General features: G+C 43.1%; 9 protein-coding genes. 3 read left to right on the forward strand and 6 right to left on the reverse strand.

Annotation, left to right across the window (positions count from 1 at the left end; genetic code table 11):
- Positions 1-53: 53 nt before the first annotated feature.
- Together ISG33_RS12435 and ISG33_RS12440 are read right to left on the reverse strand one after the other, a co-directional pair.
- Positions 54-1412, reverse strand: a complete 1359-nt coding sequence (locus ISG33_RS12435; RefSeq protein ID WP_195734402.1) for a sigma-54-dependent transcriptional regulator — start codon at positions 1410-1412, stop codon at positions 54-56.
- Positions 1405-2991 carry a sensor histidine kinase gene (locus ISG33_RS12440; protein ID WP_195733943.1) on the reverse strand — a complete coding sequence of 529 codons (1587 nt, stop codon included), beginning with the start codon at positions 2989-2991 and terminating at the stop codon, positions 1405-1407. Before ISG33_RS12440 ends, ISG33_RS12435 begins: the two co-directional genes overlap by 8 nt.
- Positions 2992-3378: 387 nt before the next feature.
- Between ISG33_RS12440 and ISG33_RS12445 the strand changes: the two genes are divergently transcribed.
- Complete coding sequence (locus ISG33_RS12445) at positions 3379-3957, forward strand: hypothetical protein (protein ID WP_195733944.1); 579 nt, start codon at positions 3379-3381, stop codon at positions 3955-3957.
- 126 nt (positions 3958-4083) lie between these two features.
- On the opposite strand, the gene ISG33_RS12450 is transcribed toward ISG33_RS12445, so the two are convergent.
- From ISG33_RS12450 to ISG33_RS12465, 4 genes are read right to left on the reverse strand one after another with little or no spacing between them, the layout of a single operon-like run.
- Positions 4084-5472, reverse strand: a complete 1389-nt coding sequence (locus ISG33_RS12450; protein ID WP_195733945.1) for an alpha/beta hydrolase family protein — start codon at positions 5470-5472, stop codon at positions 4084-4086.
- Positions 5473-5502: 30 nt separating this feature from the next.
- Entirely contained in the window at positions 5503-6504 is a 1002-nt protein-coding gene (locus tag ISG33_RS12455) for a Gfo/Idh/MocA family protein (protein ID WP_195733946.1), read from the reverse strand.
- Positions 6505-6560: 56 nt separating this feature from the next.
- Positions 6561-7730: a galactokinase gene (gene galK / locus ISG33_RS12460; protein ID WP_195733947.1), complete on the reverse strand. Its 1170-nt coding sequence runs from the start codon at positions 7728-7730 to the stop codon at positions 6561-6563.
- An 11-nt stretch (positions 7731-7741) separates the two neighbouring features.
- Positions 7742-8809, reverse strand: a complete 1068-nt coding sequence (locus ISG33_RS12465; protein WP_195733948.1) for a UDP-glucose--hexose-1-phosphate uridylyltransferase — start codon at positions 8807-8809, stop codon at positions 7742-7744.
- Positions 8810-9255: 446 nt separating this feature from the next.
- On the opposite strand from ISG33_RS12465, the gene ISG33_RS12470 reads away from it, so the two are divergent.
- Positions 9256-12015: a TonB-dependent receptor gene (locus tag ISG33_RS12470; protein WP_195733949.1), complete on the forward strand. Its 2760-nt coding sequence runs from the start codon at positions 9256-9258 to the stop codon at positions 12013-12015.
- Positions 12016-12282: 267 nt separating this feature from the next.
- A complete protein-coding gene (locus ISG33_RS12475) occupies positions 12283-13809 on the forward strand; it encodes a tryptophan halogenase family protein (RefSeq protein ID WP_195733950.1) in 1527 nt (508 codons plus the stop codon).
- Positions 13810-13814: the final 5 nt, after the last annotated feature.

The following is a 13814-nucleotide window of genomic DNA, read 5'->3' on the forward strand; positions in this document are numbered from 1 at the left end:
TGGTAATTAATTATAAAGGACTTATGAGAGCATTTGTGGCATTAGCAAGCCTCTTAGTTCAAAGCATATTTGTCTAAGCGATATAAAAAGGCTTTGTAACTTAGGCCCAAGAATCGAGCAGCCTGTGTTCGATTTCCAGCATGGCGCTCTAGGGCTTGCGCTAAGCACTGTTTCTCAAAAACTTCCCAGTCTAAACCTTCAGCGGGGAGCGAAAACGCCGTTGCCTCGAGCGTGTCATTGAGGTATTCCTGGCTCAAGCCATCACAAAGTTCCTGTTCATCACCCAAAAGAACAAAACGCTCCATTTTGTTACCTAACTCTCGCACATTGCCCGGCCACGCATATTTTTGCAGAGCAACCTTAGTGGTAGTTGATAAGGTCGGAACATCGAAGCCATGAAGTTTAGCCCGGTGCTGCAAGAAAAAATCAGCAAGCAACAAAATGTCTTCACTTCTTTCACGCAACGGAGGGATGGTAATAGGCACAATGTTTAAGCGATAAAATAAGTCTTCTCTGAACTCGCCTTGCTTCACCATGTCAGGAAGATCACGATGAGTAGCCGTTAATACCCGAACATCAATATGCTTCTCAGTGCTGTCACCCAACGCGCTTATCGTGCCCTCTTGGAGGAAGCGTAACAGCTTGGCTTGCAATGATAGAGGTAACTCGCCAATTTCGTCTAAAAAGAGTGTGCCATGGTTTGCCGCTTCGAATTTACCTATTTTATCTTGATGCGCGCCAGTGTAAGCCCCCTTTTTGGCACCAAATAACTCAGCTTCAGCCAAGTCATGGGGTATTGCACCACAATTAATCGCGATAAATGGCTGCTTATTCCGGTCTGACAAACGGTGTAAAGCTCGGGCAACAAGTTCTTTACCCGTGCCACTTTCTCCGTTAATAAGAATAGTTGCGTCGGTGCTCGCTACCCTAGCAATACGTTGATGAACACTTTGCATCACTGCGCTGGTTCCAACAAATTCAACAAGTTGCTGCTGCTTCCCCAGTTGCTCGCTTAGTTTGATATTCTCACGCTTGAGCAAGGTGCTTTTTAGTACTTTTTCAATACAGAGTAGAAATTCTTGACGTTGAAAAGGCTTTGTTAGGTAATCGTCGGCCCCTGCGTTCATTGCTTCCACAGCGTGTGCAATAGTGCCGTGAGCTGTCGCCATGATGAAGCCAAGCCCAGGCTGATTGCGCTTTACATATTTGAGTAGTTCCAAGCCAGACAACTGAGGCAGTTTCCAGTCAGAAAATACGAGGTCAAAATGCTGCTTTTTTAACAACAAGATGGCATCTTCGCAGCTCTCAACATCTTCGACTCTCATCCCCTCGCCTTGTAAAATGCCTTTCAGAAGAGAGCGTTGTTGATGGTCGTCTTCAACCAATAGTAAATTAATGCTTTGTTCAGACACCACTAAGCTCACCTATAGTTATTGTTGCTGTGCAACCTCGCTCAGCATTATTCATAAGCGTTAAATCACCTGCATAATGCGAAGACAGAATTCGTTTAGCAATATATAAGCCCATACCGGCACCTTCGCTTTTAGTCGTGGTATGTGGTTGAAACAGGCTGCCGATGATCGCTTCACTTAAGCCTGTGCCATTATCAACCACACAAATCATGGTTGCATTGTTACTTTGAAACAAACGAACTTCAATTTTAGCTTCTAGATCGTGATTACTGCTACAGGCCTCTACTGCGTTTGTGACTAAGCTATGAATAAGGGCAGTAATTTCAACCTCAGAGCCAATGACAAAGGCTTGTTGTTCAGCGCTAATACTTATATTTTTAGCCCCACACATACTTGCTTGCAACACCGCATCTTCGATCGCTTGATTCACGTTCACTTTCTGTTTGCGATTCACGCCGCTAGTAGTCAGCGCTAGCAAGGAACGGATCATACGATCGAGTACCGATATTTTAACCCGTGCTTGTTCGGCGATTTGTGCTCTTTCATTCTCTTGCAGACTTGGCTGCGACATTTGCTCTAGTGCCAAGCCGATGGTATTGAGAGGGTTGCGCAATGAATGCGCTAAACCACGACTTACCTCACCCAGCTCAGCAAGTTGTTTTTGTTGTTCATATTTATTAGCTAAAGCTTGCAACTGACTCAATCGTTCACTCGTGGCGTTAAATTGAGACAAAGTATTTTGCACTTCTTTCACACCACTGGGCTTAATTTGCTTGCCGAGCTCACCAGCGCTGAGCGCAGAAAAACCACCTGCAAGCTCTTTTAATGGTCGGCTCACGTGTCGCGATAGCCAGAATGCAAACAACAAGCCCACTCCCAGCAATATAAGTGTTGCCACCGCCAACCATTGAAAATAACCTCTTACTAGCGATTCATTTTCACTGAATTCAATAATTTCTACTGAAGGCAAGCTGCTATTTGGCAGTCGAAAAGAAAAGCTATTTCTATCATTGTTTTCTATCCTCAGTTGCCGAGTTTGCTTATTTGTCGGAAATATAGTGATTTTGTCGGCACGTATTTCCCAACCATCACTTAGCTCGGCTGCTCGGTCTTGCAAAGCGTCCATTTCTTTTGCTAGATCGTCGGGTTCTTGCTTTTCTAAATCTTGTAAAATTTCATTTTGACCTTGACGGCTGGCTTTCAAGTCTTTAAGTGTTCTTTCTAAATCCTCTCTAGCTTCATTTTTTGACACATCAAAACGCAGCTTTTTTTCTTTCATGGTGATTGTGTTGGGTAAGCTACTCGACTCGGAGAAGCGCTGAGGAATCGCGGCTATATCGAAGGTTTTATTTACGCTAAGGATTTCTATTGCTCGATTCGAAAGCAAGGTACTTTTTGCACTCACTTCCTCATTCACTTTTTCTTCAATGTAAGAAATGAAAAATAGCTGGGCACCAGCAAGGCAAACTAAAAAAGCCCCCACGACCAAAAAAATAAAGCTAGATAACGAAAGATTCAGCTTTTTTGCTGTCACACTTTTAGCATTCACCGTTTTTGTTTCCCCTAGGATGAGTGTCATTGTGACCCAACGCCTTTGATTGAGTCATCAAGCGAAATGAAACAATATCTGCGCCAACTTTAAAAAAGCCTAAAACACTGATTTTTATATGCATTTTCACTTCCCCCACAGAGCACAACTCACAGTTATCCTGATATAAAGAAAACATGTCCTCATATCAGGATACATGAAGGACTATCGTGACTCCAATATCGCCATCAATTAGGCTAAAGCATTGATAATCATCATATTAACAAGGTTGGTACGCGTTTTGTAAGTTCGTTAGTGTAATCACATACTCGGTACAACAACATACTCATTATACAGTCACTATTTAGGACGTCGCAAAGCTAGATAAATGATAGCTGCACTCTCGTAATAGCGACTACCACAAACAAGGGGCACCTTATGAAATACGTTACCATGATAATCAACGCATGTTTGCTTATTATTAGCTTGATTCTAGGCGGAATATCTGGCGCACAAGCGAATGACGAAAACACTTCTCTCATTCGCCTACATAAAAGCACGGGGGAAGATAGCAAGCTAATTATTCAGAACAATGACCGTATTGAAGTGATCGAATTAGATCTGGGCGAAAACATCAAGATAGGCTCGGCCGAGTTTGACGCTTTAGTCTTGGACAAAATTAGTTCTCTCGATATCGATATGCAAGATAAAGTCATAGAACTACTTGAACAGCTTGAACTCGATGAGCGACTCAACGGCTTGACCCAAAAAAGCCGACCTAAGATCCGTTTTAACACTTCGAATTTTGACCTTAGTGCCCTACAAAACACTTCCAAGGTACAGCATTTTATTGGCGACAAAAAGATTATTATAAAAACCTTAGAAGATGTCGATGCAGTCGAAGAGTTTGCTTTTGCGACAGGGCTTACCGATTCGATTGTCAGTTTAATCAACGCCACAAAATTAGATAATGAACAGTTAGATGTCATTCAAGCTGCTTTAGATGCAAAACGTTAACTTCCCTGTTTAAACGTCTTGTTGTTTTGGCGAGTTTAGACTTAACAGTCTGAACTCGTCTTTTTTCTGATACTAAGCATAAAAAAGCAAACTTATCAGCGTGCTTGCTCTTCTAATTTTAATTACCTACTTCTGTTCCCACCGCAAACCTGTAGAGAATCGGCTATCGAAGCCTTTCCATGGTTCTGGTAGTTTTCCATCAACTTGCACTTGGTCGGAACTGGCTGACAAATTCAGATAATCGCAGGCATCGGCCTGACTTTTTACGTGGCAATTCATCATCGCAAGTGTGAAATGCTTATTAATATCGTTCAACACCGCCGACGACCACGCAGGCTCATAGTAATGCCCAAAATCAGTCTCACTTTCCCATGCCTCAGCCGGCGCTGGATGCGGCGCAATGTTATGACGGGCATTGATCATGGTAAGCAAATAGGTACTTGGCGCTTTTGTTTTTTGAAACAAAGAACGAATACCGTCATAGCCCGATATATCGTCTAGGTTGCCTGATACGAAGAGCTTCGGTACCTGAACTTCGGCCAAACTCTCGTCGCTAAATAGGTCATGTTGGCCACCCCATATTGCGAAGGTAATGGCGCCCTTCCATTTACTATCAACTACTGGGTTGTCATATTGGCCACCAGCACAGCTATTCAGTGCTTTTTGTACAGCAGGCAACATCGCTTCTATTTGCACACCCGTGAAAGCACCTGCCTGCTCAGGACTAAAATTATAACAAGCACCAATGGTATTTAAGGCCCCGAATGCACCCATAGAATACCCTATTAAGCCTGCATTTTGTTTATCAACCACAGCACTAAGAAAGTGCTCTTGCTCTGTGATGTAATCTAGGGTGAATTGTTGGTCTCGACTACGATTAATAAGCGTTGATGGAAAACCATTAAATGGACCATTGATCATATCTACATCTTCGTTTGTCGAATCTGTATGGTCAATTGCCGCGACTATATACCCATGGCTAGCTAAATGCTCACCCAAATAAAACATGATTGTTCTGTAGCCAGTGTAACCGTGTGATATGACTACCACTGGGTAATTTTTATCACTGGCAAGTGGCACTGCATCGCGCACCGCATCAGCTTGAATACTGAATTTTTTGGCTAAGCGAGTTTCGTTCTCGTAAGTTGTTTTACTAGCGTTAGCGGGTGTATCCGCAGGATACCAGATCTCAAGCTTAAGCTTGCGCGGCTTCACTTGCTGGGTTAGCAAGTCGATATACTTTTCATTGATAATATCGATAGTTTTTACACCAACCTCGAAACTACCTTTTGCGGCCAGCTCTGGTTGCATGTCGGGGTGAGTTATCGGGTAAAGCTGTTGCGCCGTTTTCGACACTTCTGTTTGTGCTGTTGTGCTCTCAGTTTTTAAAGTGTTTTGAGTAGATGCGTCACGCTTTGTTGCATCTTCATTGCCACCACAGGCACTTAAACTCAATACTCCGATTGCTGCCAGTGAGCCTATTAGTACTCTCGCTTTGCTTGTTGTTTTTAACATCCTAACTCCATGCGTTGTGCTATTTTTTGGCTATTCGCCATCGTATTTCAATCCCCATTGCGCTCGTAAAGCATCCATCGTTTGCAATACAGCAATGCTTTCTTGTGCAGGTAATATTGGACTTTCCGTCAAAGACTGTTTCACGCAATCATGCATATGCTGAATTTCAAAACTGAAGTTTTCATGATCCTCAAAAGGATAGGAGAAGTTTTGCAAATCTTCCCCATCCTTGTGCACAGTGAAGCCTTTCGCTCCTAGAAAGAAAGGCACTTCAATGTAACCCTGCGTACCTGCAACAACAGCTTTCATTGGCCCGCACTGATTATATGAAGACGACAAACTTGCATGTTGACCATCTTCATACTTGAACAAATAGAACGACGCCATATCCACGCCTGTTGTGTCAAAACTTACCGAGCTTTGAATATGCTTTGGTGACTGACCAAACACGATGTAGGCAAAAGTAATTGGATAAATACCAAGATCCAGAAGGGCACCGCCGGCCAACGCTTTATTTCGAAGTCGATGCGATTCGTCTTTCATTCGGCCAATACTAAAATCCACATTTACCGACTGAATATCGCCAATAATGTTATCGCTTAAGACTTTTTGAAGCATGCGAATAGCAGGAAGAAAGCGCGTCCATACTGCTTCCATTAAAAAGCAATTATTGGCTTTCGCTAAATCATAAAGCTCAGCCGCTTGTTTCGAATTCAAGGTAATTGGCTTCTCACAGAGCACATGCTTTTTATATTCTAAACACAGTTTTACTGACTCAAAGTGGAAATTATGGGTGTTAGCAACATAGATAGCATTTACATTATTGTCTTTGAGTAGACTCTCGTAATCACTGTATATCGCAGAAACATTAGCTCGGGTAGGGTGTCGACTTTGGTAATCATTCACCCATTGCTGTGCTCGCTCACGAGAGTTCGACGCGCAAGCAACAAGTTGCCCCTCAGGCAAACAAGCAAGACCATCTGCAAACGTATGCGCTATGTGCCCGCAACCAATAATTCCCCAATTCAACATTCTACATCCTTATTTTTAGTAAAATGTGAGTGTACGCCAACACGCTGAAAAAGCGATTAATCGGCGGCTAAGTTTTCAACGATCAAGCCATTACCCGCTTTGCAAACGTAAATATCCGCTTTGAGATTAAAGCGAGAATAATAGTGTTCAGCGACTGCATTCTCAATTAAAGGAATATCTGCCTTACGGCATACGCACACTATTGCGCCACCAAATCCGCCACCGGTCATTCTAACCGCGCCTTTTTCGCCTAGGGCTTGTGAACATATCTCGACTAACCCGTCAGTTGCGGGCACGGTAACTTCAAAGTCGTCTCGTAAAGACTGATGAGAAGCCGTCATCAGGTTGCGTAACTTTTGCATGTTGTTTTCAGCCAATGCGCCAACGGTATCAAGTACACGCTGATTTTCACTGATAACATGATGGGCTCGTTTAAATTCATTTTCCGACATTTGCGCTTTAGCACTTTGCAGCATCGCCATATTAGCGGCCCGCAGAGAAGCAACTTGCATTTTTTCGGCTGCTTTTTCGCAATCAATTCGCCGCTGATTATATTCGCTGTCAACGAGCTTTCTGGGGTAATTTGAGTTCACGATAACTATCACTAAATCATCAGGTATTGGCACCGCTTTTGTTTCGAGACTCTCACAGTCTAAGAGCATTGCATGACCTTCAACTCCACAAGCTGAAATCATTTGGTCCATCACGCCGCACTGGCAGTCAATAAAGTCATTCTCTGCCGCCTGGCCCAATAAGGCTATTTTATCGCTGCCTAAACCAAGCTCAAAAGTATGATTGAATATGCCACCAACAGCCACCTCTAGCGCCGCCGACGACGACAATCCGCTTCCTTGCGGAACATCACTATCAATCAACATATCAAAGCCCGATAAGCTATGCCCCTCGCGTGTGAATACGAAAGCGACCGCTCGAATATAGTTCCCCCAGTGCAAATCACCGGGTACTATTTTTTCGCCAAGATCAAACTCATCAATTTCACCTGGGTATTGCATAGAGCTCACTCGAATAAGCTTATCGTCACGCTGTTTAAATAGAATTCGCGTGTTGTACTGTAGAGCACAAGGCAATACAAAACCGAAATTGTAGTCAGTAAATTCGCCAACTAAGTTCACTCTGCCAGGAGCAATTGATATTGCCTGTGCCTTCGCCTCGTAAATGGAAGTGAAAGCCTGCAGAAAGTGTTCGTGTTGTTTGTCAATGGTCATATTTACTCTGCCTAGGTACTTTGTGACTTCGCTTTGTTTTTATAGTGTTCGCTTGCGGCATCGCGCAATATCTTCGCAGCGGTCTCGGCGCTAAGATCACGCTGACTTTCTGCTAACATTTCATAGCCCACCATATGCTTCTTCACACTCGCTGAACGCAGTAGAGGTGGATAAAAATGCGCATGTAAGCGCCAATAGGTACCGTTTACGTCCAGAGGTTGATTGTGCCACCCCATCGAATATGGAAAGCTGCAGTTAAAAACATTGTCGTATTTAATTGTCAGGCTCTGAAGAATTTCAGCCAAGGAAGTGCTTTCTTGCTCACTGAGTTGATCAATCGTTTGTATGTCGTTTTTAGCGATCAACAGCGTTTCAAATGGCCATTTCGCCCAAAAGGGAACCACCACTATCCAATCCTTGTTTTCAACAACAATGCGTTGCTTTTGACTTTGCTCTTTTGAAACATAATCCGCCAACATAGGGCTTTTGTGCTTCTGATAATAAGCAAGTTGCTGCTCATCTTCTCGTTGTATCTCAGTTGACCGATGATTGTGAGCCCAAATTTGCCCGTGTGGATGAGGTTGCGAGCAACCCATAATCTCGCCCTTATTCTCAAAAATATGAATGCAGGAGTATTCTTTCGCTAACTCAGTAAATTGAGTCTGCCAAGTTTCAACAATTTTAGTTATTTCAGTAACACTCAACTCAGCCAAGGTTTTGTTATGATCGGGTGAAAAGCAAATTACCCTCGCTGTGCCAGAAGCAAGTTCAGCGTGAAAAAGAGCATCGTTATCTAAATTATTGCTCTGCTCTGCATCGCTTTCTGCAGACGACGGTGTTAGTGCGCCAAAGTCGTTTGTAAACACGTGGGTATATAAATAATCAGGGTTGGCTTCTCCGTTGGCACGTTTGTTCCCGGCACACAGAGGGCAAGAAGCATCATAAGCAGGTAAATCACTATCAATAGTATCTTCGGTCGCGCCTAACCAAGGACGATTATTTCGATGGGGTGACACCAATACCCATTCGCCGTTAAGCATGTTTTTGCGTCGGTGGGTAAACTCGTAATTTGTTGCCATTAGCTATAGGTACCTAAATAAATGTGATTGACCAAATGCGATTGCTGCCTATCGCCTGCCATCGGAGATACGTTAATGCTGAAAATAATAGCTAGCCATGGCGCACAAATCAACATTAATCCTATTTATACGATAATTAAATGTTATTTATCTCAATTTTTTGTTTATTGAAAAAATACAAAAAAATAGGCTTAAATCAGTAAATGAATATACTTATCAACAATTTACAATTTCTGTAACTCCAACTGCAAGTTTACATTTGTAAAATCATTGTGATATAAACGTCATAAATAAACATAGATATTTAACCAAAATCGTTGATATTTTTTTACAATTGATTATATTTATACGATAAATAGGTTTTAATCTGTTTATCTTGTGCTGTCCACACACAAACAAGCACATCAAAAAAATAAAAAGCTGATAAAGCAAAAGGGGAAACACAAATGAATAAAACGTTAACAACGTTTGGCAAACGCACATCGGTAGCTATAGCTGTAGCTGGTGCTTTGCTAGGCTCAAATCAAGTTATAGCACAAGAAGCGTCGGCAGAAGAGCCGGTAGAGGTCATTCTTGTTAGCGGTATCCGTAGCAGCTTAAAAGCCTCAATTGATGACAAAAAGAATTCAAACTTAGTTTCTGATGGTATCAAAGCAGAAGACTTAGGTAAGTTCCCAGACCTAAACGTAGCAGAATCATTACAGCGTATCACCGGTGTAGCAATAGATAGAAGCGGTGGTGAAGGCCAAGCAGTGACTATTCGTGGTTTCGGCCCTCAATTCAACACGGTGTTAGTAAACGGCCGCCAAATCGCTACAGACAGCGCAGGTCGTGAGTTTAACTTCGATGTGCTTGCGGCTGACCAAATCGTCGGTGCAGACATTTTTAAAAGTACTAATGCAGCCATGCAGGAAGGTGGTATAGGTGGCACGGTTGGCTTAATCACAGCTCGCCCCTTCGACTACGATGGTTTCAAAGCAGTTGCCTCTGCGAAAGGCATGTATGAAAGTCTAAGTGAAGCTATTTCACCCTCAGTTTCAGCCCTCGTAAGTAACACTTTCAACGACGACACTATGGGCTTATTGCTAGCCGTGAGTCATCAAGAACGTGATGTACAAATTAACCAAATAGCGACTGCGGGCTGGCGCCCTGGTCAAACAATTCAAAACAGTCGCGATGGTGTGTTGTTCTCAAATGCCTACATTCCTCGTAACTGGGATCAAATCGTTGATAAGCAAGAACGTACAAGAACCAACGCGAGTTTAGTTTTCCAGTACGCACCTTCTGATGATTTAACTATCACGGTAGATGGCTTTGTATCGAAGTTCGAAGTTGACTCAGTAGTGACTGACCTTGCATCGTGGTTCGAACCCGATCGTGTAGGCTCTGCTACAATCGATCCGGCTACAGGCACCTTGCTGAGCTTCACACAAGACATCGGTCTTGATGCTCAAGGTTCTGGAAACCCAGCAAGTGACTTTGTATCAACAACTCGTAACTCTCGTGATGTTTCAAACAATGGCTTTGGTGTTAATCTTGATTGGGACATAAATGACCAATTAAAAGCAGAGTTTGATTTATCAACATCGTCTGCAGAAAACGACCGTGCTGGTAAAGACAGATTCAACGTAGTTGGGATTATAAACAACTACTCTTTTGATGGCACTGGCGCTATTCCAACTGTGCGTCATGATGGTTTTGGTAATGGTAATTTGCCTGACGCATCACTTTCTCGCTTGCACTATAACGAAAAAGGCAACGTACCTTCGGCTGAAGACAGAATTACTGAATTCAAAGCTGATTTCACCTACCTTGCTGACAGTGAAGTGCTCGACAACGCACGCTTCGGTGTTTATCGCCAAGAGCGTGAAAAATCGGTATTTCAAATCTTCGGTAACCAATGTGCTTTCTGTGGCTACGGCACGCCGGCGCCTAACGACACCATCAACTTTAGACCATTCACAGCAGAGAACTTCTTCCCTGGTTTGATTGACACCTTCTATACTTATGACGGTGATGCATACGTAGATTTCTTAGCGTCAAGCGGCAACCCGATTGTTACAACACTGCAGAACAACAGATACACCATTAACGAAGACATCACTAGCTTGTATATGGACTTCACCTTCATTTACGATCTTGGTGATATGCCGTTGTCGGTAAACGTTGGTGCAAGATACGCACAAACCGATATTGATGTATCAGCAGTGCAGAGCTTCTTGTCTGATATTATCCCAACCAGTGATGCAACCTTGTTTGGGAATGTATTTGGCCCAGCAACCGACATCGTACAGGGTGGCAGCTATGCTAACTTGCTACCAAGCGTAAACATGAAGCTGGAAGTAACAGACGACATGGTTGTTCGTTTCTCGGTTTATGACTCATTAACTCGCCCTACTATGGATCAGTTATCACCAGCGACAACCTTTAACGAACCTCGTCGTCAGAACCTAACAGCGTCGGGTGGTAACCCAACTCTGAAGCCTTTCCAGTCTGAAAACTGGGATATGGCATTTGAGTATTATTACGGCGATGCGAATTTATTTACCTTTGCGTTCTTTAGCAAGGAAGTAGATAACTTCATTACCCGCTTAACTGGCCCTGAAACGTATACATTGAGCGATCGTTTGAACACACCTGGAAACAGATGTAGTGTGGCTAATACGGCATTATGTGGAAGTGATGCTACTGCGAGTGCTGATGAGCTAAATGGCGTAACTGAAGTGTATACTGTTACTCGTCCACAAAACGGCGAAGCGGCAACAGTTACCGGTTATGAGATCGGAATTACCCACTTGTTCGATAATGGTTTTGGTTTCCAAGCCAACGCTACCATCGTAGACAGCGACGTATCTATTGGAAATGACACCACACAGACTTTCGCATTAGAAGGTATTGGTGATTCACAAAACTTGGTTGTGTTCTATGAGAAAGACGCAATTCAAGCCCGTATCGCCTATAACAACCGTGAAGGTTTCTTACGAGCCATCGATAACGGTTTCAACGGTGAGCCAATCAACACTGCCACATTTGGTCAGTGGGATATGAGCGCAAGCTATGAGCTTGACGAGCGATTCACAGTATTCTTTGAAGGTATTAACATTACCGAAGAAGAACTGGTGCAGTTCGGTCGTTTCGCTAACCAAACTTACTCAATTGAAGACAATGGTCGTCGCTTCTCTGTAGGTGTACGCGCAGTTTTCTAAAGTAAGATTTACCGTCAAATCACTTTGACATCGTGAGTGGCAACCAAATGTGTGCTTGGTTGCTACTCACACTTTTACTTTACAATTTTTAGGTATATGAGGCTTTGTACAAGCTTGTATACATAAGAGTTGCTAGAAATTTAAAGCAAAGCTAAGACAGAATTTACTTCACTTCAAACAGCGTTTATCGTTGCTAAACAGTAATATTTTTTCGAATTTTGAATTTACGACCATGTCACATTTTTGGTCAAACTGGATTAAGTAGCTATGTCTGAAGCCATAAGAAAAATTGCAATTGTAGGTGGTGGTACAGCCGGCTGGTTAAGTGCTGCCATCATTGCTGCGCATCACGAAGGCAGTAATGCAGATGGTGTTCAAGTGACTCTAGTTGAGTCGTCTGATATTCCCACAGTAGGTGTGGGCGAAGGTACTTGGCCTACAATGAAGAATACCCTTCGTGATATTGGTATCAAAGAATCTGATTTATTTGCGCACTGTCATGCGGTTTTTAAACAAGGCGGTAAATTCGTAAATTGGGTGCATGGTAATGGTGACTTTTATTATCATCCTTTTACTGTGCCACTCGGTTATGGCCGCCTCGATCTAGCCCCTTACGTTTCAAATATTGAAAATTACGCTGTAGAGTCGAATTTTCAGCATCATGTGTGTGAAGCTGGTTTAGCCCCTAGAACCATTTCTGAAGGTGAGTATAGCGGTCAGTGCAACTATGCCTATCACCTAGATGCTGGCGAGTTTGCTGAGTTACTAAAGAACCACTGTAGAAATAAGCTTGGTGTGAAACACATTGTTGATACTGTTAATCAGGTAAGCCTAACTTCAGATGGCAGTATAAAAAGCATCAGCTTAGAAAAAAGTGCAGATCTAGAAGCCGACCTTTATGTTGATTGCACTGGTTTTGCCGCTCTTTTACTAGGTGGGAAACTGAACGTTCCTTTCATTAAAGTCGACAACATCTTGTTCAATGATAGTGCTTTGGCCATGCATGTGCCATACGAAAGCGCAGATAGCCCAATTGCATCGCATACTATTGCAACGGGTCAGAATGCAGGCTGGATATGGGATATCGGGCTCACTCATCGCAGAGGTGTAGGGCATGTTTATTCAAGTAAATATTTATCAGATGATGAAGCCGAGAACAATCTTCGCAAATATCTAGGAAAGGCAGGCGAAGGCATTACGCCGCGCAAAATTTCTTATCAATCAGGTCACCGAGAAAAATTCTGGGAAAAAAACTGTGTTGCAGTAGGCATGGCCGCAGGCTTCGTTGAGCCTTTAGAAGCGACTGCTATTATGCTGGTTGAGCTTTCAGCGCGATTTGTGGCAGAAAATTTGCCGCCTAATAAAGCCATCATGCCTACCATAGCAAAGCGTTTTAACCAACAAATGCGCTATCGATGGACTCGTATTATCGACTTCCTCAAGTTGCATTACATGCTAACCAAGCGTCCAGAGCCATATTGGCAAGACCATACTGATCCAGAGAGAATTCCTGATTCGCTCAAAGAAGACTTGGCGATTTGGGGCTATAAAGGACCAACGAGCGGCGACTTCGAAAGTGCGATAGAATTATTCCCAGCGGCCAGTTACCAATACGTAATCTATGGTATGGGCTTCAAGCCTGATTTCACTCAACATGCTCATCTTTACAACCAAAAGCAACAGGCCGAGATGATCATACAAAGAAATCAGAAAATTACAGAACAAATGCTGCAAACACTGCCTCCTCACAGAGAATATATAGAAAAGTGGCTTGCTAGCGCACAAATGAAATAACGGAC

Source organism: Marinibium conchae (assembly GCF_015595035.1).
GTDB lineage: Bacteria > Pseudomonadota > Gammaproteobacteria > Enterobacterales > Alteromonadaceae > Glaciecola.

Bases quoted from the DNA above. Each gene is read 5' to 3' on its own strand.
- galK (WP_195733947.1), bottom strand. From the start codon at position 7,730: ATGACCATTGACAAACAACACGAACACTTTCTGCAGGCTTTCACTTCC.
- ISG33_RS12450 (WP_195733945.1), bottom strand. From the start codon at position 5,472: ATGTTAAAAACAACAAGCAAAGCGAGAGTACTAATAGGCTCACTGGCA.
- ISG33_RS12465 (WP_195733948.1), bottom strand. From the start codon at position 8,809: ATGGCAACAAATTACGAGTTTACCCACCGACGCAAAAACATGCTTAAC.
- ISG33_RS12475 (WP_195733950.1), top strand. From the start codon at position 12,283: ATGTCTGAAGCCATAAGAAAAATTGCAATTGTAGGTGGTGGTACAGCC.
- ISG33_RS12455 (WP_195733946.1), bottom strand. From the start codon at position 6,504: ATGTTGAATTGGGGAATTATTGGTTGCGGGCACATAGCGCATACGTTT.
- ISG33_RS12445 (WP_195733944.1), top strand. From the start codon at position 3,379: ATGAAATACGTTACCATGATAATCAACGCATGTTTGCTTATTATTAGC.
- ISG33_RS12470 (WP_195733949.1), top strand. From the start codon at position 9,256: ATGAATAAAACGTTAACAACGTTTGGCAAACGCACATCGGTAGCTATA.
- ISG33_RS12440 (WP_195733943.1), bottom strand. From the start codon at position 2,991: ATGACACTCATCCTAGGGGAAACAAAAACGGTGAATGCTAAAAGTGTG.